Annotated in this window: 23 protein-coding genes; 6 read left to right on the plus strand and 17 right to left on the minus strand. The window is 69.0% G+C overall.

The annotated features are described in order from the left end of the window. Positions 1-37: 37 nt before the first annotated feature. The 10 genes from HRJ34_RS04080 to HRJ34_RS04125 form a co-directional block, all read right to left on the minus strand. Complete coding sequence (locus HRJ34_RS04080; RefSeq protein WP_011951242.1) at positions 38-385, minus strand: hypothetical protein; 348 nt, start codon at positions 383-385, stop codon at positions 38-40. Between the two features lie 51 nt (positions 386-436). After that, a complete protein-coding gene (locus HRJ34_RS04085; RefSeq protein WP_016744511.1) occupies positions 437-976 on the minus strand; it encodes a helix-turn-helix domain-containing protein in 540 nt (179 codons plus the stop codon). 123 nt (positions 977-1,099) lie between these two features. Beyond that, entirely contained in the window at positions 1,100-1,591 is a 492-nt protein-coding gene (gene greB / locus HRJ34_RS04090) for a transcription elongation factor GreB (protein ID WP_016744510.1), read from the minus strand. Next, entirely contained in the window at positions 1,588-2,391 is an 804-nt protein-coding gene (locus tag HRJ34_RS04095) for a TrmH family RNA methyltransferase (protein WP_029548524.1), read from the minus strand. Before HRJ34_RS04095 ends, greB begins: the two co-directional genes overlap by 4 nt. Positions 2,392-2,503: 112 nt before the next feature. After that, positions 2,504-2,776, minus strand: coding sequence for an HPr family phosphocarrier protein (locus tag HRJ34_RS04100; protein WP_011951245.1), 273 nt, complete (start codon positions 2,774-2,776; stop codon positions 2,504-2,506). Then, on the minus strand, positions 2,773-3,180 hold the full coding sequence (locus HRJ34_RS04105; protein ID WP_011951246.1) for a PTS sugar transporter subunit IIA: 408 nt from the start codon (positions 3,178-3,180) through the stop codon (positions 2,773-2,775). The genes HRJ34_RS04100 and HRJ34_RS04105 overlap by 4 nt, the downstream gene beginning before the upstream one ends. Before the next feature lie 19 nt (positions 3,181-3,199). Continuing rightward, positions 3,200-4,141 (minus strand): RNase adapter RapZ, encoded by a 942-nt coding sequence (gene rapZ / locus HRJ34_RS04110; RefSeq protein WP_030090000.1) that lies wholly within the window; start codon positions 4,139-4,141, stop codon positions 3,200-3,202. Next, the gene (locus HRJ34_RS04115) at positions 4,138-4,587 is read right to left on the minus strand and encodes an HPr kinase/phosphorylase (protein ID WP_030089999.1); all 450 of its coding nucleotides are present in this window, start codon (positions 4,585-4,587) and stop codon (positions 4,138-4,140) included. Before HRJ34_RS04115 ends, rapZ begins: the two co-directional genes overlap by 4 nt. A gap of 3 nt (positions 4,588-4,590) precedes the next feature. Beyond that, a complete protein-coding gene (locus tag HRJ34_RS04120; protein WP_016744506.1) occupies positions 4,591-6,180 on the minus strand; it encodes a sensor histidine kinase in 1,590 nt (529 codons plus the stop codon). Next, entirely contained in the window at positions 6,167-6,874 is a 708-nt protein-coding gene (locus tag HRJ34_RS04125) for a response regulator transcription factor (protein WP_011951250.1), read from the minus strand. The genes HRJ34_RS04120 and HRJ34_RS04125 overlap by 14 nt, the downstream gene beginning before the upstream one ends. Before the next feature lie 256 nt (positions 6,875-7,130). Here HRJ34_RS04125 and HRJ34_RS04130 point away from each other — a divergent pair, with 256 nt between their 5' ends. The 5 genes from HRJ34_RS04130 (at position 7,131) to HRJ34_RS04150 (ending at position 13,317) form a co-directional block, all read left to right on the plus strand. Continuing rightward, complete coding sequence (locus HRJ34_RS04130; RefSeq protein WP_208633431.1) at positions 7,131-8,729, plus strand: phosphoenolpyruvate carboxykinase; 1,599 nt, start codon at positions 7,131-7,133, stop codon at positions 8,727-8,729. A gap of 141 nt (positions 8,730-8,870) precedes the next feature. Continuing rightward, positions 8,871-10,007 (plus strand): GGDEF domain-containing protein, encoded by a 1,137-nt coding sequence (locus tag HRJ34_RS04135; RefSeq protein ID WP_208633432.1) that lies wholly within the window; start codon positions 8,871-8,873, stop codon positions 10,005-10,007. Positions 10,008-10,114: 107 nt separating this feature from the next. Then, positions 10,115-11,572 (plus strand): IMP dehydrogenase, encoded by a 1,458-nt coding sequence (gene guaB / locus HRJ34_RS04140; protein ID WP_011951253.1) that lies wholly within the window; start codon positions 10,115-10,117, stop codon positions 11,570-11,572. Between the two features lie 6 nt (positions 11,573-11,578). Next, on the plus strand, positions 11,579-12,748 hold the full coding sequence (locus HRJ34_RS04145) for an RsmB/NOP family class I SAM-dependent RNA methyltransferase (RefSeq protein WP_208633433.1): 1,170 nt from the start codon (positions 11,579-11,581) through the stop codon (positions 12,746-12,748). A gap of 35 nt (positions 12,749-12,783) precedes the next feature. Continuing rightward, positions 12,784-13,317: a hypothetical protein gene (locus HRJ34_RS04150; RefSeq protein WP_208633434.1), complete on the plus strand. Its 534-nt coding sequence runs from the start codon at positions 12,784-12,786 to the stop codon at positions 13,315-13,317. Positions 13,318-13,450: 133 nt separating this feature from the next. On the opposite strand, the gene rsmA is transcribed toward HRJ34_RS04150, so the two are convergent. From rsmA to HRJ34_RS04170, 4 genes are all read right to left on the minus strand, one after another. Beyond that, on the minus strand, positions 13,451-14,281 hold the full coding sequence (gene rsmA / locus HRJ34_RS04155) for a 16S rRNA (adenine(1518)-N(6)/adenine(1519)-N(6))-dimethyltransferase RsmA (RefSeq protein ID WP_208633435.1): 831 nt from the start codon (positions 14,279-14,281) through the stop codon (positions 13,451-13,453). Continuing rightward, complete coding sequence (gene pdxA, locus HRJ34_RS04160) at positions 14,278-15,273, minus strand: 4-hydroxythreonine-4-phosphate dehydrogenase PdxA (RefSeq protein ID WP_029992230.1); 996 nt, start codon at positions 15,271-15,273, stop codon at positions 14,278-14,280. Before pdxA ends, rsmA begins: the two co-directional genes overlap by 4 nt. A gap of 4 nt (positions 15,274-15,277) precedes the next feature. After that, the gene (locus tag HRJ34_RS04165; RefSeq protein WP_226948539.1) at positions 15,278-16,594 is read right to left on the minus strand and encodes a peptidylprolyl isomerase; all 1,317 of its coding nucleotides are present in this window, start codon (positions 16,592-16,594) and stop codon (positions 15,278-15,280) included. Positions 16,595-16,693: 99 nt separating this feature from the next. Further along, positions 16,694-18,940, minus strand: a complete 2,247-nt coding sequence (locus HRJ34_RS04170) for an LPS-assembly protein LptD (protein WP_011951259.1) — start codon at positions 18,938-18,940, stop codon at positions 16,694-16,696. A 156-nt stretch (positions 18,941-19,096) separates the two neighbouring features. Here HRJ34_RS04170 and HRJ34_RS04175 point away from each other — a divergent pair, with 156 nt between their 5' ends. After that, a complete protein-coding gene (locus HRJ34_RS04175) occupies positions 19,097-20,566 on the plus strand; it encodes a leucyl aminopeptidase (protein ID WP_208633436.1) in 1,470 nt (489 codons plus the stop codon). A gap of 1 nt (position 20,567) precedes the next feature. On the opposite strand, the gene cofC is transcribed toward HRJ34_RS04175, so the two are convergent. From cofC to cofE, 3 genes are read right to left on the minus strand one after another with little or no spacing between them, the layout of a single operon-like run. Then, positions 20,568-21,149: a 2-phospho-L-lactate guanylyltransferase gene (gene cofC, locus HRJ34_RS04180; RefSeq protein ID WP_208633437.1), complete on the minus strand. Its 582-nt coding sequence runs from the start codon at positions 21,147-21,149 to the stop codon at positions 20,568-20,570. A gap of 1 nt (position 21,150) precedes the next feature. After that, positions 21,151-22,074 (minus strand): 2-phospho-L-lactate transferase, encoded by a 924-nt coding sequence (gene cofD, locus HRJ34_RS04185; RefSeq protein WP_208633438.1) that lies wholly within the window; start codon positions 22,072-22,074, stop codon positions 21,151-21,153. Beyond that, positions 22,071-22,841, minus strand: a complete 771-nt coding sequence (cofE, locus tag HRJ34_RS04190; protein WP_208633439.1) for a coenzyme F420-0:L-glutamate ligase — start codon at positions 22,839-22,841, stop codon at positions 22,071-22,073. Before cofE ends, cofD begins: the two co-directional genes overlap by 4 nt. Positions 22,842-22,959: the final 118 nt, after the last annotated feature.

Raw genomic sequence — 22,959 nt, forward strand, 5'->3', positions numbered from 1 at the left:
TCTCCGACGATCTCGCGTCAAGGGTGATCCGGACGATTTACGCTACGCGGCGCGGAAACGATTCGCCGTTGTCGATCGGCAGTTTGGGGATCGTGCCCTTGTCGCCGGTCGAGACGACGGGCAGGTTGAACTTGCGCTGGACGACCGCGAGTTCGCGATGGCCTTCTACGACCTGTCCGCGGGCTTCGATGATCGTGGAGAGCGAGTTGAAAAAGTGCGTGAACGCGCCCTGCGCGACCTCCAGCGCGAAATTGCCGTCGAGCCGCGCCTGCGGAAGCTCGGCCGCCAGCAGGGCGCCCTGTTTCGCGGCGATGTCGAGAGCGCGCTCATATTGCTCGAGGGCGGCATAGACGCGCAGCGTTGCGTCATCACGGTTCTTGGACATAGCTCTCCCCTTGCGCCGGAACGGGCGCCTCGGAACGGTTGCAGGAAGTCCCTAGTGCTTGAGCGCCAGGGCGATGTTCGTCAGAGCGGCGAAGCCAGACAGCAACGCGCCGGCCCCCAGTCCCATTCCAAAGATCAGTATGGCGATCCAGAACAGACGCTGGGCGATCGACAGGTCATTGCGTGGCTTCCCCCTGGTTGGCACCGGCAAGGGGAAATCGATGAAGCTCGCTTCGCGATAGGTCCTGTAGGGAACCTGGTCTTCTCGAAGGGCGCTCGTCATTTCCCTCTGCCCGTCACCGATGTCCGACGACGAGGCCATGATGGAACTTTCGGCCGGGGAAACAACGGGGTGCGGTTGACTAGTCAATCGCTGACTAGGCTCGTCGCCCTCATGGGAGGCCAGCATCAGCGCGGCTTCGAGGCGGTTGGAGACGCCCAGCGTCTGGATCGCGCTGCGGAAATGATTGTCCACGGTCATCGGCGAAATGCCGAGCTCGCGGCCGATCTCCTTCGACTGCTTGTGATGAAGCACGAGGCGCAGGCAGTCGCGCTGCCTGGCGGTCAGTTTGCTGATGGCCTCGATGCTCATGGGGGAAAAATACCGCATCGGCGCTTCAAGTCGATGCGAAACTTGCCCGAAGCGTCGCAAGTGCTTGATCCGGAACGAGACAAACAGCGGGAAAGGAGGTTCGGAGCGGCGGCCGGGCGCCGTTCAGGCATCCGGATAGCGAATCGAGAGAATCTCCTGCTCGCGGTCGCCGCCCGGCAGGGCGACGCGGCGGACGTCGCCGACCGCCGCGCCGCGCAACGCGCGGGCGAGGGGCGACAGCCAGCTGATCCGGCCGCTGCCGGCGTCGGCCTCGTCGGCGCCGACCAGCGTCACCGTCCGTTCGACATCGTCCTCGTCGACCACCGTCACGGTGGCGCCGAAGAAGACCTTGCCGCGCTCGGCCTGCCGGGCGGGATCGACGACCTTGGCCGCCTTCATCCGCCGCGACAGATGGGCGAGCTCGCGGTCGATCTCGCGCAGCTTCTTGCGGCCGTAGATATAGTCGCCATTCTCGGACCGGTCGCCATTGCCGGCGGCCCAGCTGATCACCTCGACCAGCGCGGGCCGCTCGGTGCCGAACAGATGGTCGTAGCGCGCCCGCATCGCGGCGAAGCCGGCCGGGGTGATGTAGTTGGGCGGGGGCTGGCTGCTCACCGCGCGCGCCGCTGGTTGAGCACCTCATAGGCCATCACCGCCGTCGCGACCGCGGCGTTGAGGCTGTCGGCCTTGCCCAGCATCGGCATCTTCACCAGCAGGTCGCACTGCTCCTCATAGTCGGGCGGCAGGCCCTGCGCCTCGTTGCCGACGAGGATGAAGGTCGGCGCGGCATAGCGCGGCGCCTGATAGTCCTGGGTCGCCTTCAGGCTGGTGCCGACGAGCTGGCCGGGGCCGGCGCGCAGCCAGGCGAGGAAGTCGGGCCAGCGCGCGGCCGCGATCCTCTGGGTGAACAACGCCCCCATCGTCGCCCGCACCGCCTCGACCGAGAAGGGGTCGACGCAATCGTCGACGAGGATCAGCCCGCCCGCGCCGACCGCGTCGCCGGTGCGCAGGATGGTCCCGAGATTGCCGGGGTCGCGCAGCGACTGGGCGACGATCCAGATGCCGGCCGAAGCACGGTCGATCCGGTCGAGCCCGGTGTCGAACTCGCGATAGACGCCGATGACGGTCTGGGGATTGTCCTTGCCCGACAGCTTGGAGAGGATGTCGCGGTCGGTCTCGATCGCCTCGCCGCCCTTGGCCTCGACGGCGTCGATCAGCGCCTGGGCGAGCGGATGCCGGGCGCCGTCCTTCGCGAAGAAGACATATTCGGGCAGTATCCCGGCCTCGGACGCCTCGGTCAGGATCCGCAGCCCCTCGGCGAGGAACAGCCCCTCCTCGCGCCGGTGCCGCTTCTCGCGGAGCGAGCGGACGCGCTTGATCAGCGGGTTGGAAAAGGCGGTGATCTGGCGGGGCAGGGCGATAATCCCGTAACTTCGTCATTCCAGCGAAGGCTGGAATCTCATTTTTCGGAGGCGCGCGGAAGAAGGAAGTGAGAACCCGGCCTTCGCCGGGATGACGGGCGGTGGATCACTCCTCGCCGAACTTGCCTTCGACCAGTTCGATCAGCGCGGCGAGCGCCTTTTCGGCGCCGTCGCCGGTGGCGGAGATGACGACGCTGTCGCCCTTGGCGGCGCCGAGCATCATCAGCCCCATGATCGAGGTGCCGGCGACCTTCGACCCGTCCTTCTCGACCTCCACCTCGGCGCTGTGCGCGCTGGCGAGGGTGACGAATTTGGCGCTGGCCCGGGCGTGAAGCCCCCTGATGTTCGTGATCTGCACTTCGCGCCGGAATTGCGTCATGCGGCAGCTTCCCCCAGAACCTCGGACGCGACCGAGATATATTTGCGGCCGGCGTCGCGCGCGGCGGCGACGGCGGCCTTGATCTTCATCATCTTGCGCGCGCCTTCGAGACGGATCAGCATCGGCAGGTTGATGCCGGCGATCACCTCGACCCGGCCCGGCTCCATCAGCGAGATAGCCAGGTTCGACGGGGTGCCGCCGAACAGGTCGGTCAGCAGGATCACCCCCGATCCGTCGTCGACGGCCTTCACCGCGCGGGCGATGTCCGCCCGGCGGCTTTCCATGTCGTCGTCCGGACCGATGCAGATCGCCTCGATCGCGGTCTGTGGACCGACGACATGTTCCATCGCGGTCACGAACTCGGCCGCAAGACGGCCATGGGTAACGAGCACCAATCCGATCATTTGACTAAAAACCCAATGGTCATGACCCCACGCCTGGCACGGTGCTCTCCTCAGCGTTCGACTTCTGTCGAGTCAAATCGCGGTGGCGGACCGTGGGCGAAAATCCCTCCTGGCGCAACCGGCTTGCGAGGGTTTCGGCGAAATGCACGGATCGGTGCTTGCCCCCCGTGCAGCCTATCGCGATCGTCACATAGCTTTTGCCCTCCGTCTCGTAGCGCGGCAGCAGGAGGAGAATGAGTTCCTCGATCCGCGCGCGCGCCTCGGGATAGATCGGGTCGCCGGCGATATAGGCGCCGACGTCGGGATCGAGGCCGCTATGGGGCTTGAGTTCGGGCACCCAGTGCGGATTGCGCAGGAAGCGCATGTCGAACATCAGGTCGGCGTCGCGCGGCACCCCGCGCGAGAAGGCGAAGGACATGACGGTCAGCGTCGTCCCCGTGCCCGTCGAATCGCCGAACCGGCGGCGCAGCAGCGCCTGCAGCTCGTTGGTCGAGCTGTCGGTGGTGTCGATCAGCTCGTCGGCCGCCTCGCGCAGCGGCGCCAGCAGTTCGCGCTCATAGCTGATCCCGTCCTCGACCTGGCGGTCCCGCGCCAGCGGATGGCGCGCGCGCGTCTCCGAATAGCGGCGGCTCAGCTCGGTGTTGGAACAGTCGAAGAAGAGGATCGACGCATCGCGCCCGCCGTCGCGCAGCGACCGCACCCGGCGGACCACCCCCCGGCTGTCGAAATCGCGGGTACGGCTGTCGATGCCGAGCGCGAGGGGACGGCCCTCGTCGATGCTCCCCTCGGCCGGGCTGGCGGCCAGCAGCCGTTCGAGCAGCGACACCGGCAGGTTGTCGACCGTCTCCCAGCCCATGTCCTCGAGCGCGGTCAGCGCGGTCTTCTTGCCGGAACCGGACATGCCGGTGACGAACAATATGCGGCGTGGCTCTCCGGCCTTGGTCATTCCAGCCTTGGTCATTGCGGGCCTCCCAGCCCATGACGGCGCAACGCCTGCTCCACCTTGATCGGGGCCGAGGCTTCGAAGGCGGACAGGCCGAGCGTGGGGATGGCGATGCCGTCGAGCGCGGTCGTGGGCAGGGGCTCGGCGGGCATGCGCTCGACCGCGCGGTCGAGGTCGACGAGCAGGGCGACATTGCCCTCGACGGCGCTTGCCAGCTCGACGATGCCGACGCCGCGCACCTCGATCCGGCCGGCGATCTGCGGCGGCGCGCTGGCGATCAGCCGTCCGTCGCGGCCCTCGACGCGGGTATAATCGTCGGCGACGAGCAGCGCGCCGCGATCGATCAGCCGCAGCGCGAGGTCCGACTTGCCGCTGCCCGAGCGGCCGGCGATCAGCACGACCCGGCCGTCGACCATGACGCTGCTGGCATGAATCGGGTCCGCGAGGGGAACGGAATCGCTCATGACCTAGCGGCTCCAGGCCGGCAGGCGGATGACGAACCTGGCGCCGTTCGGCGCATTGTCCCGGTCGGTCGCGACGATCGAACCATTATGACCCTCGACGATGGCCTTCGCTATGGCGAGGCCGAGGCCGCTGTGCCGGCCGAATTCCTCGCCCTCGGGGCGGTCGCTGTGGAACCGGTTGAAGATCGCCTCGCGCGCGTCGGGCGGCACGCCGGGTCCTTCATCTTCCACCCTGATCACGACATCATCGCCATCGCGGGTGGCTGCAACCTGAACGAGGCCCGCTGCGGGCGAGAAGGACACCGCATTCTCGACCAGGTTCTCGATCACCCGGGTCAGCCGCGATCCGTCGCCGAACACCACGGCGGTGCCGCGATGCGGACGGGCGAAGGCGACGCGGACGTCGCCGTTGCGCCCGCGTTCCTCGCGGGTGGTCAGCAGGCCCTCGATCATCGTGCCGAGATCGACCGATTCGAAGCGGGCGCGGGCCAGTTCGGCATCGACCCGCGACGCCTCGGCGATGTCGGTGATCAGCCGGTCGAGCCGGCCGACATCGTCGCGGATCACGTCGATCAGCTGCTTCTGGAGCGCCGGGTCCTTGACGATGCCGAGGCTGTCGACCGCCGAGCGCAGCGAGGCGAGGGGGTTCTTGAGCTCGTGCGTCACGTCGGCGGCGAAGGCCTCGGTGGCGTCGATCCGCTGCCGGATCGCCATGCTCATGTCGGACAAGGCGCGGGCGAGGGTGCCGATCTCGTCGCGCCGCTCGGGCAGGCGCGGCACCTGCACCTCGCGCGCGCGGCCGAGGCGGACGCGGTGCGCGGCGAGCGCGAGGCGGCGGAGCGGACGGACGATCGTGCGCGCCAGGAACAGCGACAGGCTGACCGAGACGAGCACGACGATCAGCAGCACGACGCCGAGGCGGAGCCGCTCGGCGCGGACGATCCGGGTGATGTCGCGCTGGTTCTCGGTCGACAGGATCACCGCGCCGCTGCCGTCGGGGCGGCGGACGTCGATCGCGGCCAGGATCATCGGCGTCCGGTCGGGCGCCCGCTCGACCGAGGTCTCGATGTTGGGGTCGCGCGCCGCGCGCAGGGCGATCGGCCAGGCGGCGAGGGTGTCGCGGGCCGGTTCCTGGAAATGTTCGGGATGGTCGGCGTCGACGATGATGTCGATCGACCGGTCGAGGAAGCGGGCGACCCGCTTCTGCCATTCCTCCTGCGACGGATCGCGAAGCTGGTAGGTCGGGCCGGAGATCGACCAGCTGTCGAAGCTGCGGACGACCTCGGACGCGCGCGCGGCGGGCGAGGGATAGGCGTAGACGCGCAGCCGCGTGTCGGTGAGCAGGCCGAACTTCGAGAGGAGCTGCGGCCGTCCCGCCGGCGGCGTCACCGCATAGGCCTCGGCGACCAGGCGGACCTGGGTGGCGGTCTCCTCCAGCCGGGCGTCGATGAGCTGGGCGCGGTAGCTGTCCAGGTAGAAGAAGCCGCCCGCCAGCATCGCCAGCGCGAAGATGTTGACCGCGAGGATGCGGGTGGTGAGGGACGTGCGGGCCGCCGCCTCGGGCGTCCCCAGCGCGCTGCTACTCTTCGCCAAAGCGATAGCCCACGCCGTAGAGGGTCTCGATCGCCTTGAACTCGGGATCGACCTGCCGGAATTTGCGCCGCAGCCGCTTGATGTGGCTGTCGATCGTGCGATCGTCGACATAGACGTCGTCCTGATAGGCGGTGTCCATGAGCTGGTCGCGCGACTTCACGAATCCGGGGCGCTGGGCCAGCGCTTCCAGGATCAGGAATTCGGTGACGGTCAGGGTCACGTCCTTGCCGTCCCATTGCACCCGGTGGCGCGCGGGGTCCATCTCCAGCCGGCCGCGCACGATCTTCTCGACCGGGGTGGCGTCGGCCTCGTCCTCGGGCGTCGCGCGGACCTCGGTCCGCCGCAGGATCGCGCGGATGCGGGCGATCAGCAGCCGCTGGGAGAAGGGCTTGGTGATATAGTCGTCGGCGCCCATGGCGAGGCCCAGCGCCTCGTCCAGCTCGTCGTCCTTCGAGGTCAGGAAGATCGTCGGGATGCTGCTCTTCTCGCGCAGCCGCCGCAGCAGCTCCATGCCGTCCATGCGCGGCATCTTGATGTCGAGCACGGCGAGGTCCGGCGGATTGTCGAGCAGCGCCTTCAGCGCCGATTCGCCGTCCGAATAGACCCGGACCGTGAACCCTTCGGATTGCAGCGCGATCGACACGGATGTCAGGATGTTGCGATCGTCGTCGACCAGGGCGATCGTGGGTGTCATTGGGACCGGTGGCCTCCCCGAGATGATGCTGGCCGACACGCCATGGCCCGTAAAATGCCCGCTCTGCCTAGCGCAGCCCTCATGGACGTTCAACCATGCTGCGCACCCTTTACGATCCGGGGCTTTGAAACTATGCGCGATGGGAAAGATACAAAGGTGCGGAGGATGCCGGACGATGGATTCGCGGCATCGTCACGCGCCTAGACGTTAGGAGGGCGACCCCACAACGGTAGCCTCACCCGTATAGGAGACAAAAGTGCCCCAGCTCATCCCCGCCTTTGGCCTCGACAAACAGGGAATCGATGTCGCCGCCCAGCTCCACTGGAACCTGGGAACCGCGCCCCTCGTCGAGCATGCGGTCCAGCGGGGCGAAGGACTGCTCGCCAAGGACGGGCCCTTCGTCGTCAAGACCGGCGCCCACACCGGCCGTTCCGCCAACGACAAGTTCATCGTCCGCGACGCCGAGACCGAGGACAGCGTCTGGTGGGGCAAGACCAACAAGGGCATGACGCCCGAGCAGTTCGCCGCGCTGAAGGCCGACTTCATGGCCCATCTCGAGACCCGCGAGACGCTGTTCGTCCAGGACCTCTACGGCGGTTCGCAGGCCACCCACCGCGTCAACGTCCGCGTGATCAACGAGCTGGCCTGGCACAACCTGTTCATCCGCACCCTGCTGGTGCGCCCGGAAGCGGCCGAACTCGCCGCCTTCGTGCCCGAATTCACGATCATCGACCTGCCGAGCTTCGCCGCCGATCCCGAGCGGCACGGCTGCCGCAGCCAGACCGTGATCGCCGTCAACCTGACCGAGAAGCTGATCCTGATCGGCGGCACCGCCTATGCCGGCGAGATGAAGAAATCGGTGTTCGGCATCCTCAACTACAAGCTGCCCGTCGCCGGCGTCATGCCGATGCACTGCTCGGCCAATATCGGCCCGAAGGGCGACACCGCGATCTTCTTCGGCCTGTCGGGCACCGGCAAGACGACGCTGTCGGCCGATGCCAGCCGCACGCTGATCGGCGACGACGAGCATGGCTGGTCGGACGAGGCCGTGTTCAACTTCGAGGGCGGCTGCTACGCCAAGATGATCCGCCTGTCGGCCGAGGCCGAGCCGGAGATCTACGCGACCACCAAGCGCTTCGGCACGGTGCTCGAGAATGTCGTGATCGATCCCGACACGCGCGAGATCGACCTTGACGACGACAGCCTCGCCGAGAACAGCCGCGGCTCCTATCCGATCGACTTCATCCCGAACGCGTCGGAGCATAATCTCGGCCCGGTCCCGAAGAACCTGATCTTCCTGACCGCCGATGCCTATGGCGTCCTCCCGCCGATCGCGAAGCTGACCCCGGAACAGGCGATGTACCACTTCCTGTCGGGCTACACCGCGCGCGTCGCCGGCACCGAGATCGGCGTCACCGAGCCGTCGGCGACCTTCTCGACCTGCTTCGGCGCGCCGTTCATGCCGCGCCATCCGTCGGTCTACGGCAACCTGCTCAAGGAGCGGATCGCCAAGGGCGGCGTCGATTGCTGGCTGGTCAACACGGGCTGGACCGGCGGCCAGTACGGCGTCGGCCACCGCATGCCGATCAAGGTCACCCGCGCGCTGCTCAACGCCGCGCTCGACGGCAGCCTGAACAATGCCGAGTTCCGCGTCGATCCCAATTTCGGCTTCAAGGTCCCGGTCGCGGTGCCGGGCGTCGAGAGCAAGATCCTCAACCCGCGCGAGACCTGGCCCGACGGCGCCGGCTATGATGCCACCGCCAGGAAGCTGGTCGACCAGTTCATCGAGAACTTCGCCCAATTCGCGGATCATGTGGACGAGGGCGTTCGCCAGGCGGCTCCGAAAGCGGCCTGACGGGCTCCACGGGATAAGCAGCTTTTCAGGAGGGCGCTCCGGCTTCGGTCGGGGCGCCCTTCTTGATTCGGGTGGAGAGCGATACCGAAAATTAAGGGGCTGCCGATAAGCCCGTCGGACGATCCGCAAAGTGGGTGTCCGATGTACGAAGGAAAGCCGCCATCCTCCGCCGGCCGCAAGGGCTGGAGCTTCGATGCGCTGTTCGGCCGCTCGGCCGTAGACGACCCCGCCGCCGTCCCGGCCGCGCAGGTGCCCGTCCTGGCCAGCCCGGACGATGCCCCGCCGACCGACCTGTTCGGCCGGATCGGCGGCTTCCTGCGCACCCACCGGCTCGATCCGAGCCCGATCAACTATGACCTGGCCTATCAGTATATCGGCGGCCATGATCCGGCGCTGGTCGCCTCGGTCGATGCCGCGATCGCGCGCGACGGCCTGCTGCGCCACGACGTCGCCCAGGAGATCGCCGAGGCGGCGTCGAGCCGGGTGTCGTCCGACCTGCTCGGCAAGCTGATCGACCAGGCGCACCGCAGCGTCACCCTGGCCGCCACGCTGGTCGGGCAGTCGCGCACCGATGCCAGGGCCTATGGCAGCGCGCTCGACCGCGGTTCGGCGGCGATCGAGGCCGGCGGCGAACCGGCGGGCCGCGCGCTCGAACTGATGGCCGAGCTGACCCGCACGATGATCGACAAGACCAACGACGCCGAGCGCCGCCTGGTCGAGATGGGCAGCCAGATGAGCAGCCTGCAGGGCGAACTGGCCGAGGCCCAGGCGGTGGCCGAGAGCGATCCGCTGACCGGTCTCGCCAACCGCCGGGCCTTCCAGGCTCGCCTCGCGCGGGCGATGGCGCAGGCGGCGGCGGAAGGCACGCCGCTGTCGGTTGCCTTCTGCGACATCGATCATTTCAAGTCGATCAACGACAATCACGGCCATGACACCGGCGACCGGATACTGAAGATGGTGGCCGAGGCGCTGGTCGAGGGCGTCGGCGAGGACGCGTTCGTCGGCCGCTTCGGCGGCGAGGAATTCCTTATCCTGTTCGATGGCATCATGGCGCGCCGCGCGGCGATGCGTGTCGACGAGGTTCGCGACGAACTGTCGGGCCGCCACCTCGTCTCCAAGACCACCGGCGAGCCGCTCGGCACCGTCACCTTCTCGGCCGGCGTCGCCCAGCTGTTGGTGGGCGAGGACGACGGCGCGATGCTCCGCCGCGCCGACGAGGCGCTCTACGCGGCGAAGAATGGCGGCCGCAACCGGGTGATCATCCACGGCGAGGAATAGGGCCGGGGCGGCGATCGCTGAGGAAATCCGACAAGCGGACTAGCGATCTGCGGCCCATCGACATATATGGCCTCGAATCCTTCACCACCTCGCTGGGATTCGACCTCATGGACATCAGCCTCGGCCTTACTTTCGACGACGTGCTTCTCAGGCCCGGAGAGTCGGACGTATTGCCGAGCCAGGCGAACACCGCCACCCAGGTGACCAAGGCGATCACGCTGAACATTCCGATCCTGTCGTCGGCGATGGACACCGTGACCGAAGCCGACATGGCGATCGTCATGGCGCAGCTCGGCGGCCTCGGCGTGCTCCACCGCAACCTGACCGTCGAGGAGCAGGCCGCCGCCGTCCGCGCGGTCAAGCGGTTCGAATCGGGCATGGTCGTCAACCCGATCACGATGCAGCCGCACCAGACGCTGGCCGACGCGCACGAGCTGATGGCGCGCAACAAGATCTCGGGCATCCCGGTGGTCGAGGCCGACGGCAAGCTCGTCGGCATCCTCACCAACCGCGACGTCCGCTTCGCCGAGAACCCCAACCAGCCGGTGTCCGAGCTGATGACGAGCCAGAACCTGGCCGTCGTCCGCAGCGGCGTCAGCCAGGAGGAGGCGCGCCGCACGCTCCACCAGCGCCGGATCGAGAAGCTGCTGGTGGTCGACGACGCCTATCGCTGCGTCGGGCTGATCACGGTCAAGGACATGGAGAAGGCGGTCAACTATCCGTCCGCCACCAAGGACCCGAGCGGCCGGCTGCGCGTCGCCGCCGCGACGACGGTCGGCGACAAGGGCTTTGAGCGGACCGAGGCGCTGGTCGACGCCGAGTGCGACCTGATCGTCATCGACACCGCGCACGGCCATAATCGCGACGTCGCCCGCGCCGTCGAGCGGGTGAAGCGGCTGTCCAATTCGGTCCAGGTCGTCGCCGGCAACGTTGCCACCGCCGAAGCGGCCCGCGCGCTGATCGACGCGGGCGCGGACGGGGTCAAGGTCGGCATCGGCCCGGGCTCGATCTGCACCACCCGCATCGTCGCGGGCGTCGGCGTGCCGCAGCTCACCGCGGTGATGGAAGCCGCCGCCGAGGCCGCCAAGTCGGGCGTGCCGGTGATCGCCGACGGCGGCCTGCGCACCTCGGGCGACATCGCCAAGGCGCTCGCCGCGGGCGCGAGCACGGTGATGGTCGGATCGCTGCTGGCGGGCACCGAGGAAGCGCCGGGCGAGACCTTCATCTACCAGGGCCGCGCCTATAAGTCCTATCGCGGCATGGGCTCGGTCGGCGCGATGGCGCGCGGTTCGGCCGACCGCTATTTCCAGCAGGACATCAAGGACCAGATGAAGCTGGTGCCCGAGGGCATCGAGGGCCAGGTCCCCTACAAGGGCACCGCGCGCGACGTGATCCACCAGCTCGTCGGCGGCGTGAAGGCGGCGATGGGCTATACCGGCGCCCGGACGATCCCCGAGCTGCAGAAGCGCGCCCGCTTCGTCCGCATCACCAATGCGGGCCTCAAGGAAAGCCATGTCCATGACGTGTCGATCACCCGCGAGGCGCCCAATTATCCGACGCGCTAGGTCGGGATGACGCCGGGCGCCCGCGCGCAGGCGGCGATCGAGCTGCTCGACGAGATCGTCCGCGCGGCTCGAGAAGGCGGCGCGGCCGCCGACACGCTGATCGCGCGCTATTTCAAGACGCGGCGCTATGCCGGATCGAAGGATCGCCGGGCGATCCGCGAGCTGATCTACCGCGCCATCCGCCGCACCGGCGAGGTGCCGGCGAGCGGACGCGCCGCGCTGGTCGGCCTCGCCCGCGAGGATGCGGCGCTGGCGGCGGCGTTCGACGGGGCGCCGCACACGCCCGCGCCGATCGCCGCGGACGAGGAGGGCAGTCCGGCGGGCGCGCTGCCGCGCTGGCTGGCGGACCGGATCGATCCGTCCGAACATGCCGCGCTGCTCGAACGCGCGCCGCTCGACCTCCGGGTCAATCACAGCCGGGCCGATCGCGATGCGATCGCCGCCCTGCTGCCCGACGCGCAGCCCACCCCGTTCGCGCCGCACGGCCTGCGCCTGCCCGAGGGCACCCCGATCGAGGCGAGCGCGCCCTGGGTCGACGGTCTGGTCGAGATCCAGGACGAGGGCAGCCAACTCATCGCGCTCGCGGGGCAGGCGGCCGGCGGCATGACCGTGCTCGATCTCTGCGCGGGGGCAGGGGGCAAGACGCTGGCGCTGGCCGACGACATGGGCGGCGGCGGACGGCTGATCGCGAGCGACACCAACCGGGCCCGGCTCGACCGGCTCGCGCCGCGCGCCCAGCGCTCGGGCTTCGGCGGCATCGAGACGCGCCTGCTCGATCCCGGCCGGGAGATGGCGACGCTCGGCGACCTGCGCGACGCTTGCGACGTGGTGCTGGTCGACGCGCCCTGCTCGGGCACCGGCACCTGGCGGCGCAACCCCGAGGCGCGCTGGCGGCTGACCCCCGATCGCCTCGCCAGGCTGGTCGAGACGCAGGCGCGGCTGCTCGACCTGGCGGCCGATCTGGTCCGGCCGGGCGGCGCGCTGGTCTATGCGGTCTGCTCGCTGCTCGACGAGGAGGGAGCCGGGCAGCTCCGCGCCTTCCTCGGCCGGCGATCCTCGTTCGCGGCCGCTCAGCTTCCGTTCAGCGCCGGGCGCTATCAGGATGGCGGAACGCTGCTCAGCCCCGGGCATGACGGCACCGACGGCTTTTTCGTCGCCAGGCTGGTACGTGCATGATAGAAAGCCGGCCAGCGTCGCTAGTGGAGATTTTGATGCGTTTTTCGCCGGTTGCGATTGCCCTGTCCCTGACCCTCGCGGCGGTTTCGAGCGGGGTGAACGGCCAGAAGGCCGACGATCAGATCAATCCGAAGTCGCTCGCGCTGCTGACCGAGGGCCAGGCGGCGCTGAAGGCGGGCAACCTCCAGGGAGCCAACGACGCGCTGGAGACCGCGCTCGCGATCGACCCGCGCAACCGCGCGGCCTTCGTCGCGCTCGGCCGGGTCGCGCAGGCGCAGCAGCTTCCGGGCAAGGCGATCCGCATGTATTTCGAGGCGCTCGCGCTCGAACCCAATGACGTCGCCGCGCTGTCGGCGCAGGGCGAGGCGATGGTGCAGAAGGGCGCCGTCGAGCGCGCCCGCGCCAACCTCGCGCGGGTCAAGGCGCTGTGCAAGAGCGAGTGCGTCCCCGCGACCGAGCTGGCCGCCGCGATCGCCAAGGGCCCGCCACCGGCCGCCGTCGCCGCCGCGCAGCCCAACGACAAGGTCCCGCCCAAGGGCGAGGAAAAGAGCGTCGTCAGCGACAAGTGACCCGCGTCATTCCCGCGAAAGCGGGAATCCATGGACGGCGGTTCGCAAGAGACGGAATGTGCCGTGACCGTGGATTCCCGCTTTCGCGGGAATGACGATTGGGGGGTATGCTCCGATCCAACCCCCGGCGGGGTCAGGACAGAATCCGCGCCAGCGCCACGAACTCGTCGACCGTGACCGTCTCGGCGCGCCGTTCGGGATCGATGCCGACCGTCGCCAGCGCCTCGACCGCGCCCTTCACGCCCTTGAGGCTCTGGCGCAGCATCTTGCGGCGCTGGCCGAAGGCGGCGGCGGTCAGCGTCTCGATCGTCGCCATGCTCGCCCCTTCGGGCTGGGCGGCGGGAACGACGTGGACGATCGCCGACATCACCTTGGGCGGAGGAACGAAGGCCGAGCGGTGGACGTTCATCGCGATGACGGGGGTCGCGCGCCACTGCGCCAGCACGGCGAGCCGGCCATAGGCGGCGCTGCCCGGCTTCGCCACGATCCGCTCGGCGACCTCCTTCTGGAACATCAGCGTCAGCGAGCGCCACCAGGGCGGCCAGGCGTCGAGCGTCATCCAGCGGACGAACAGCGCGGTGCCGACATTATAGGGCAGGTTGGAGGCGATATGCGCGCCGTCGCCGGCCTCCGCCCGCTCGTCGATCTTCATCGCGTCGGCGGAGATCACGCGCAGCCGCCCGCCCGAGGCCTGGTTGAGCTCCTCCAGCGCGGCGAGGCAGCGGTCGTCGCGCTCGACCGCGACCACCGAGGCGCCGGCGCCGAGCAGTGCGCGGGTCAGGCCGCCGGGGCCGGGGCCGACCTCATAGACCGTCGCGCCGTCGAGATCGCCGGGGACGCGCGCGATCCGGTCGAGCAACTGGCCGTCGAGCAGGAAATTCTGGCCGAGCGCCTTGTTCGCGCTGAGCCCGTGGCGCGCGATCACCTCGCGCAGCGGCGGCAGGTCCGGCAGTGCGCGGCTCATGCGTGGACGAGGCGGTTCCGGGCGGCTTCCGCGGCCAGCGCGATCGCCGCGATCATCGCGCCCGGATGCGCCTTGTTCTGGCCGGCGATGCCGAAGGCGGTGCCATGGTCGGGCGCGGTCCGCACGATCGGCAGGCCGAGCGTCATGTTGACGCCCTCGTCGAAATGCAGCGTCTTGAGCGGGATCAGCGCCTGATCATGATAGAGGCACAGTGCGCAATCATATTGGGCGCGGGCGCGGGCGTGGAACATCGTGTCGGCGGCGAGCGGCCCGACGATGTCGATCCCTTCGGCGCGAAGCTGCTCGACGGCGGGGATGATCAGGTCGATCTCCTCCCGGCCGATCGCGCCCTGTTCCCCGGCATGCGGATTGAAGCCCGCTATGGCGAGGCGCGGGCGCTCGATCCCGAAATTGCGGCTCAGGCCGCGATCGGTGGCGCGCGCCTTGGCGACGATCAGGTCGACCGTCACATGGTCGGCGACGTCGCGCAGCGGCATATGGGTGGTGATCGGAACGGCCCGCAGGGTCGGTCCCGCCAGCATCATCACCGTGTTCGCCGACGCCACGCCGCAGCGTTCGGCGACGAATTCGGTCTGGCCGGGATGGGCGAAGCCGATCGCGTAGAGCTGCGCCTTCGCCACCGGCGCGGTGACGAGCCCGCCGACCATCGCCGAACGGGCGAGCCCGGCCGCCAGTTCGAGCGAGTCGAGCGCGCAGCGGGCGCCGGCCAGGTCAGGCCGGCCCGGGATGATCGGCCCGGTGTCGGAAATCTGGATCAGCGGCAGCGCGTCGGCAAAATGGGCGGCGGCTTCGTCGGGACTGGCGATCTGCCGGATCGGTCCCTGCCAGACGGCTTCGATCGAACGCCGGTCGCCGACCGCGAAGAACGGGGCCAGACGCTGCGCCTCGCGGGCGTCCCAGGCCTTGGCGACGATCTCTGGGCCGATCCCGGCGGGATCGCCCAGCGCGACGGCAAGGGGCCCTATCTCCATCGCCTCATCGATATTCGATGACGGCGTCGCGCCGCAGGTCGCGCAGATAGCGCTGGGCGCGGCGATTGACGCGTTCCTGCTCGATCTGCGACTGGATCTGCTCGAACGACGGGCCCGACGAGGGCGCCGGATCGTCGCGGCCGCACAGGATCAGCGCGCGGATGCCGTCGCGCATCGACCCGAAGGGCGGGGTCGACTGACCGATCTGCAGGTTGAGCATCACTTCCTGGAGCTGCGGCGGCAGGTCGCGGATCTTCATCTGGTCGTTGTTGACGACCTCGGCGCCGATATTGGCGGCGACCTCATTGGCGTTGCCGCAGCCCTTGATCTGTTCGAGCGCCTTGGCGAACGCCTCGACCTTCGGGGTCGCCTGCGCCTGGGTGATGCCCGGCGGGAAGTTGACGGTGAGCTGCTTGAGGAGGAGCTGCGCGTCGCGCGGATCGGCGCCGAGCACCTGGCGCTTGTCGCTCAGCAGCAGGATCGAATAGCCGCCGGGGATGGCGATGGGCTGGCTGATCTGGCCGGGCTGGAGCTGGTTGACGACCGCGGAAAGCTGGTCGGGAAGCTGCTCGGCCCGGACCCAGCCGAGATCGCCGCCGACCGCCGCGGTCGACGCTTCGGAGAATTGCCGCGCATAGGCCGCGAAGGAAGCGCCACGGCGGACCTGATCGATGATCCGCTCCGCATTGGCGTTGGCTTCGTTCATCGTCTCGGGCGTCGCCGACAGGAATATCTCGCCGACATGATATTCGTTGGCGCCCTTCGACGCCTTGAGGCGGGCGATGATCGCGTTGACCTCCTCGTCGCTGACCGCGACGAACGGCTCGACCTTGCGGCTGAGCACGCGGCGCCAGGCGGCCTCGCCCTCGATCTGCCGCTTGATCGACGCCTGGGACGATCCCTTCTCGTGCAGGAACTCGGCGAACTCCTTGGGCGACTTGCGGAAGTTGGCGGCGACCCGGTCATAGGTCTGCTGCACTTCCTCGCGCGACACCTCGACCTTCTGGGCGGTCGCCTCCTGGATCTGCAGCGTCTCGTCGATCAGGTTGCGCAGCACCTGCAGGCGCAGGCGCTCGCGCTCCTCGTCGGGGATGTTGCCGCCATTGGCCGCGATCACCAGCGCCAGCCTCTGCTCGACGTCGGTCTGGGTGATGATCGTGCCGTTGACGATCGCCGTCGCGGTGCGGATGTTCGGGTCCCTGTTGCCGAAGACGGTGATGTCCTTCGGGATATTGAGGCCGCCGACATCCTCGTCGTCCATCATCGTCTGGGCGATGATCGGCGTCGCCAGGGCGATCGCCCCGACCGCCGCCGCCGTCATCCAAAAGCCGCCCCGCCTCAGCATCAGTCCACGCACCTAGTCACATCCTCAATCTGGCCAGACGGGCTGTCCCCTGGCATGCGCCCGCTGAATGCAGGCTTAGCGGCCCAAATTCTTGAGCGCCAGTCGCAACAGGAAGGTATTTCCGCGCCGGGCATCGCCGATCGCGTCATATTCGCGGCGCCAGGTGACGCCAAGCTCGATGCAATCGTCGTCGTACAGGATGCCGAGACGGTGCCGAATCGGCTGATAACCGTCGGACAGCGTCAGCGGATCCTCGCGCCGGCCGGTCAGGTCGATCACGGTCGAGCCGAACACCGACCAGTAGCGCGCGATCTGGATGCGCGCGCCGAGGCGAACCTCCTCGCGGTCGCGCAGGTCCTCGATCGTCGCGGCGATGTCACGGTTGAGCTTGAGATAGCCGATCGTCGCATAGGTCCGCTGGGTGCCGATCGTCGCGTCGATCTCGTTGCGGCGGACCGCGAAATTGTCCTTGTCGAGCCGGAAGCGGTGGGTGAGCTCCAGGAAGCGCCCATATTTGATCGTGGTGCGGCCGACGATGTCCGACAGCCGGTCCGACAGGCCGGTGCCGACCGGCAGCAGGGTCGACTTGTTCGACAGGCGATAGCTCTGGCCGATCACCGTGTTGAACGAGATGCCCGGCAGGTCGACCGCCCATTCGGCGCCATAGGTGATGCGGCTGCCGTCTTCCCAGCGGTCGTAGCCCGAGAAGCGGTTGAGCGCGAACAGGTTCGAATCCTCGAGGTCGATCGCGCGGGCATCCTCGTTCGGGATGCTGAGGTTGCGGGTCTTCGGGCTGGCGACGATCTGGACGCGCGGGGTGATCCGCTGCGATCCGCCCAGGAATTCGCCGACGAAGGGCCAGCGCATGTCGGCCGCCACCGCCGCGATGCCGCGCGGCGTCCAGCCCGGATCGCCGCGATAGACGATCGTCGAGGTCTGGCCGACCTGGTCGGTATGGTAGATGTCGCCGCGGGCATAGCCGGTCAGGGTGAATTCCTGGCCGAGCGGGGTGTAGCGGCGCATGTCCCACTGCACGGCGGCGAAGGCGCGCTGGGTGTCCTGGCCGGCGGTGCGGATCAGCGCAAGGCTGTTGGCCTGGACGGTGAACGTCCCGCCGACCCAGGGATCGGTGAGGCGCAGGCGATAGTCGATCGCGGGCAGGGCGATCGGCTGCTGGCCCTGCTTGTCGTTGGTGCGGAGCGTCTGCACCGCCCAGCCCTTGATCGACAGATAGCTGTTCGGGGTGATCCGCTCGGCCTGGATCTGGTTGCGCAGGCGGTCGTCGCGCGAGATGTCGTAGCGGCGCAGGAAGGTGCGGTCGCTGGTGCCGCGGATCGATCCCGACAGCGTCCAATAGGGATCGAGCTGGAACCGGCCATTGGCGTCGATATACCCGCGGATGTCGCGATTGCCGTCCGGCGCCGGCGTCGTCCCGGTCGTCGCCGCGAAGCGCGAGCTGTAGGTCAGCATGCCCGCGGCCTGCCAGGCGCCGTTGCCGGTCAGCGCGCGATACTGCGCCTCGATCGCCGGCAGCACCTTGCTGTAGACATGCGGGGTGATCGTCAGGTCGCGATTGGGCGCGAGCTGGAAATAATAGGGCAGGCCGAGCTCGGCGCCGTTCGTCCGGCTATATTTGACGTCGGGCAGCAGCAGGCCCGATCCGCCGCCGCCGCTGCCGTCGGGATGCGACAGGCCGGGCAGCCACAGGATCGGGGTGCCGAGGAAGCTGATCCGCGCGCCGTCATAGCTGATCCGGTGCTTGGCCGGATCGTGGACGACGCGGACCGCGCTGATCTTCCAGATCGGCTCCTTGGGGCAGCCCTTGCTGTCGAGCACCGCGCAAGGCGTGTAGACCGCCTTGTCGAGTGTCGTGACCTCGTTGCGGCGGACGCCGTGAACGGCGGCGAGGCGGCCGCCGTCGTTGAGCACGAGCAGCAGATTCTGGATCACGCCGTCGCGCAGCGAATCGGTCAGCTCGACCGAGTCGCCGTACAGCGTGTCGTTGCCCGAATTGACCACGGCGACATTGCCTTCGGCGCGGACCACGCCGGTCTTCTGGTTCCACTGGACCTTGTCGGCGCGCAGCCGGTCGCCCTGCCGCATCATCCGGACATTGCCGGTCGCCGTGACGATCTCGGCATTGTCGTCATAGGTCAGCGTGTCGGCCGCGAAGGTCACTTCCTCCTCGTTCGCCGGGGTCGGCGCGTCGCCCTGGAGCGGGGGACCGGCGGGGGGCGTCGCGATGCTCTGCGCGCGAAGCGGGGCCGCCGCGAACGGCAGGGGGAGGGTCGTCGCCAGCAGGAACAGGATCGGCTTCTTCACGCTACCCCTTGTGACGCGCGGACGGATCGCCCGAAACATGCGTTCGCGCCGCCTATCGCACCCGACGCCCGGCTGCAATCCTCTGGCTAACCCCGGTTGCGACGCACGGGTGCTCGCCCTAGATGGGAGCCAACACCAAAAAGGAAGATTTCCCCGATGCGCATCAGCTTTGTCGACAGCCGGCCGGCCCGGCCCCACGCCCTTGCGATCGCGGTCGCGCCCGCCACGATCGGCGGCGCCGGCCTTGCCGCGCTGCCCGACGCGGCCCAGGCGCTGGCGCGCATCGCCGCCCAGGCCAACCGGTTCGATGGCGAGAGCGGTGCCGTGGTCGAATTCTTCGGCGAGACCGATGCGGCCAACCGGCGCCTGCTGCTCGCCGGCGTCGGATCGAAGAATGATTTCGAGCGGGCCGGCGCCGCGCTGGTGGCCAAGCTGCTGACCTCGGGCGAGACCGCGCTGGTCGTCGACATCTCGGCGGTCGCGGGCGACAAGCCGGCCGATGCGGCGGCCGCGCTCGCCTTCGGCGCGGTGCTGCGCGCATGGCGGCACGACGCCTATCGCACCAGGCTGGACGCCAAGCAGCGCCCGTCGCTGGAGGAGATCGTCATCGTCGGCGGCGGCGCCGGCGCGGCGGAGGCCTGGAAGGACCGTGAGGCGGTCGCCGAGGGCGTGATGTTCACCCGCGAGTTGGTCGCCGAGCCCGCCAACATCCTCTATCCGGAAAGCTTCGTCGAACGCTGCCGCCCGCTCGCCGATCTCGGCGTGAAGATCGAGGTGCTCGATCGCGATGCGATGGCCAAGCTCGGCATGGGCGCGCTGCTCGGCGTCGCGCAGGGATCGGTGCGCGAGCCCCGGCTGCTGGTCATGACCTGGGACGGCACCGGCGGCGCGGAGCCGCCGATCGCCCTGGTCGGCAAGGGCGTGACCTTCGACACCGGCGGCATCTCGCTCAAGCCGCCGGCCGGCATGGAGGACATGAAGTGGGACATGGGCGGCGCGGGCGCCGTCGCGGGGACGATGAAGGCGCTGGCGCTGCGCAAGGCGAAGGCGCACGTCATCGGCGTCTGCGGCCTGGTCGAGAACATGCCCGACGGCAATGCCCAGCGCCCGGGCGACGTGGTCACCTCCATGTCGGGCCAGACGATCGAGGTGATCAACACCGACGCCGAGGGCCGCCTCGTCCTGTGCGACGCGTTGACCTGGGTGCAGAAGACCCGCAACCCGAAGACGATCATCGACCTCGCCACCCTGACCGGCGCCATGATCATCTCGCTCGGCCATGAATATGGCGGGATGTTCGCCAATGACGACGCGCTGGCCGACCAGCTTTCCGCCGCCGGCGGCGCGGTGGGCGACAAGCTGTGGCGGATGCCGCTCGGCGATGCCTTCGACAAGCTGATCGATTCGCCGATCGCCGACATGAAGAATGTCGGCCCGCGCGAGGGCGGCTCGATCACCGCCGCGCAATTCCTCAAGCGCTATATCGAGGACGGGGTCCGCTGGGCGCATCTCGATATCGCCGGCATGGTCTGGGCCTCGAAGCCAGGCGCGACGTGGGATAAGGGGGCGACCGGCTACGGCGTGCGCCTGCTCGACCGCTTCGTCGCCGACAATTTCGAGAAATAGGTCAGCGACGCCGCCATTCGGCCAGGTCGGCGGGCGTATCGATGTCGCCCGCCAGGCCTGGCCGTTCGATGACCACGGCCTCCAGCTTCGCTGCCGTCGCGGCGGCGAGATGGGCGGCGAGGCTGTCCACCCCATAGCGGAACGGGATCGCCCCGGCCGGGCGCATCCGCAGCGCGTTGGTGCCGGTCCGCAGCCGATCGGTTGCGATCGCGACCGGCGCGGGGGCGTCGAGCATTGCCCGCACGTCGTCCACGGTCAGGCCGGGCAGGTCGCTGCTCAGCGACAGCAGCGATCCGGCGCCGTGCCCCATCGCGAAGGCGGCACCCTGTTCGAGCGCCGCGTTGAGATCGTCGCCGCTTTCCTCCAGCGCATGCCCGCCCAGCGCCGCCACCTCATCGCGGAGCGCGCCCGATCGGCTGACGAGGATGATGCGTTCGGGCGGAAAAAGCTCGCTCCCGATCTTCAGGACGTGCCGGAACATATTGTAATTGAGCGCTGATCTCTGATTACTGTCGATCGTGGCCGCGAGCCGGCTCTTGCCTTCCTCGGGCGGACGGACGGCCAGGACGAGATGGGTATCCATCTCAGCGCAGGCGGCGCGCGAAGGCGATCGTCTCGTCGGCGAGGCGGCGCTGGTCGTCGAGGTCGCGCATCAGCGTAGCGGTGATGTGCAGCGCGGCGTTCCCGGCGTCGGCGCCCGCATCGGCGCCGTCGATGACGATGCCGTCGAGCAGCCCGTCATAATAGGCCGCGAGCCCCGCCGGGGTGGTGGCGAGGCCGATCTCGCCCATGATCTTGGCGGCGGGCCCCTTCACGGCCTGGCCGCCGATGAAGGGCGACACCGCGACGATCGGGACGCCGCGCGCCGCCAGCGCCGCCCGGACGCCGGACAGGGCGAGGATGGGCGTGATGCTGAGCACCGGGTTGGACGGGCAGAGGATCACCGCCTCCAGCGCCGGATCGGCGACCGCATCGAGCAGGCCGGCCGAGGGGCGGGCCGTCTCGATCCCGTCGAAGCGGATCGCCCGGAAACGGGGCTCGGCGCGACGGCGGACGAAATACTGCTGGAAGGGCAATTCGCCCTCGTCGGTGTCGACCATCGTCCGGACCCGGTCGTCGCTCATCGGGACGATGCGGTGGGCGATGCCCATCCGTCCGGCGAGCAGCGCGGTGATCTCCGACAGGCTCTGCCGCCCGATCATGCCGGTGCGCAGCACGTGGGTCGCGAGGTCGCGGTCGCCGAGGTTGAACCAGCTTTCGCCGCCGAGCTTGCCGAGCGCGTCCATGAACGCCCAGCTCTCGCCCTCCAGCCCCCAGCCCTGGGCGGCGTTGTTGATGCCCGCCAGCGTGTAGCAGACTGTGTCGATGTCAGGGCAGACGAGCAGGCCGAGATGCTCGAAATCGTCGCCGGTGTTGACGGCGATCGTCAGTTTTTCGGGCGGCAGGATCGCGGCGAGGCCGCGCGCGAGCCGCGCCCCTCCGACGCCGCCGGCGAGCGCCAGGATCATGCGAACAGGTCCATGTGGCGCGGGCGGATCAGATCGGCGGCGCTGCCGTCGCGGCGGTCATGATCGACCCCGCGCACGATCACGATCGGGCGGCCCTCGTCGGCCTGGCCCATGACCAGCGAGGCGGCGGCGGCGACCTCGTCGGCGAGGCCGAGTTCGCTGGTTTCCAGCCGCCGGCCGTGCAGGTCCTCGCGCCCGCGCAGGTCGAGCAGCGCGGGCATGCCGGCGACGCCGATCGCGGTGCCGGTGGTGCCGGTGCGCCAGGCGCGGCCGAGGCTGTCGATGATCAGCACCGCCACGTCGACGCCGCTGCGCTCGGCGAGGGCGGCGCGCAGCGCGCGGGCGCTGGCGTCGGGATCGACGGGGAGGAGGAGGGCGCGGGACTGGCCGTCATGGTCGATGTTCGACTGGTCGATGCCGGCATTGGCGAGGACCAGGCCGAGCCGGTGGCGGACGATCAGCACGCCCTTGCGGACGCGCATCACCTCCTGCGCCTCGGACAGGATCAGCTCGACGAGGCGCGGGTCCTTGTCGACCTGCCGGGCGATGTCGATCGCCTGGGCCGAGGCGGTGACGCCGGCCAGCTCGACCAGCCGCCCCTCCGCCTTGGAGACGATCTTCTGGGCGAGGACGACGATGTCGCCGTCGACGAGCGACCGGCCGCTCGTCTCCAGCGCCGCGAGCACCACGGCGGCGAGATCGGCGCCGGCTTCGATCAGCGGCACGCCGGCCAGCGGGAAGAGCGACAGGGAGGCTTCGGTGACCATGGGCGGGGCTTAGGTCGGGGCGGCGACGGGTGCAATCGCGATGGCGCGACGCATCGGGAAATATACGAATCGACACGATTTTTCCCGCACTGCGGCGAAATGCTGATATAGGCGCGCC

This window comes from Rhizorhabdus wittichii, assembly GCF_017607425.1.
In the GTDB taxonomy this organism is placed as follows: Bacteria; Pseudomonadota; Alphaproteobacteria; order Sphingomonadales; family Sphingomonadaceae; genus Rhizorhabdus; species Rhizorhabdus wittichii.

Excerpts from the sequence above, each read along its gene's own strand:
- HRJ34_RS04085 (WP_016744511.1), bottom strand. The coding sequence starts at position 976 with ATGAGCATCGAGGCCATCAGCAAACTGACCGCCAGGCAGCGCGACTGC.
- HRJ34_RS04150 (WP_208633434.1), top strand. The coding sequence starts at position 12,784 with ATGCGTTTTTCGCCGGTTGCGATTGCCCTGTCCCTGACCCTCGCGGCG.
- pdxA (WP_029992230.1), bottom strand. The coding sequence starts at position 15,273 with ATGGAGATAGGGCCCCTTGCCGTCGCGCTGGGCGATCCCGCCGGGATC.
- HRJ34_RS04125 (WP_011951250.1), bottom strand. The coding sequence starts at position 6,874 with ATGACACCCACGATCGCCCTGGTCGACGACGATCGCAACATCCTGACA.
- rapZ (WP_030090000.1), bottom strand. The coding sequence starts at position 4,141 with ATGACCAAGGCTGGAATGACCAAGGCCGGAGAGCCACGCCGCATATTG.
- HRJ34_RS04080 (WP_011951242.1), bottom strand. The coding sequence starts at position 385 with ATGTCCAAGAACCGTGATGACGCAACGCTGCGCGTCTATGCCGCCCTC.
- HRJ34_RS04165 (WP_226948539.1), bottom strand. The coding sequence starts at position 16,594 with ATGACGGCGGCGGCGGTCGGGGCGATCGCCCTGGCGACGCCGATCATC.
- HRJ34_RS04100 (WP_011951245.1), bottom strand. The coding sequence starts at position 2,776 with ATGACGCAATTCCGGCGCGAAGTGCAGATCACGAACATCAGGGGGCTT.
- HRJ34_RS04105 (WP_011951246.1), bottom strand. The coding sequence starts at position 3,180 with ATGATCGGATTGGTGCTCGTTACCCATGGCCGTCTTGCGGCCGAGTTC.
- HRJ34_RS04115 (WP_030089999.1), bottom strand. The coding sequence starts at position 4,587 with ATGAGCGATTCCGTTCCCCTCGCGGACCCGATTCATGCCAGCAGCGTC.
- cofE (WP_208633439.1), bottom strand. The coding sequence starts at position 22,841 with ATGGTCACCGAAGCCTCCCTGTCGCTCTTCCCGCTGGCCGGCGTGCCG.
- rsmA (WP_208633435.1), bottom strand. The coding sequence starts at position 14,281 with ATGAGCCGCGCACTGCCGGACCTGCCGCCGCTGCGCGAGGTGATCGCG.
- HRJ34_RS04175 (WP_208633436.1), top strand. The coding sequence starts at position 19,097 with ATGCGCATCAGCTTTGTCGACAGCCGGCCGGCCCGGCCCCACGCCCTT.
- cofD (WP_208633438.1), bottom strand. The coding sequence starts at position 22,074 with ATGATCCTGGCGCTCGCCGGCGGCGTCGGAGGGGCGCGGCTCGCGCGC.
- cofC (WP_208633437.1), bottom strand. The coding sequence starts at position 21,149 with ATGGATACCCATCTCGTCCTGGCCGTCCGTCCGCCCGAGGAAGGCAAG.
- HRJ34_RS04145 (WP_208633433.1), top strand. The coding sequence starts at position 11,579 with ATGACGCCGGGCGCCCGCGCGCAGGCGGCGATCGAGCTGCTCGACGAG.
- HRJ34_RS04135 (WP_208633432.1), top strand. The coding sequence starts at position 8,871 with ATGTACGAAGGAAAGCCGCCATCCTCCGCCGGCCGCAAGGGCTGGAGC.
- guaB (WP_011951253.1), top strand. The coding sequence starts at position 10,115 with ATGGACATCAGCCTCGGCCTTACTTTCGACGACGTGCTTCTCAGGCCC.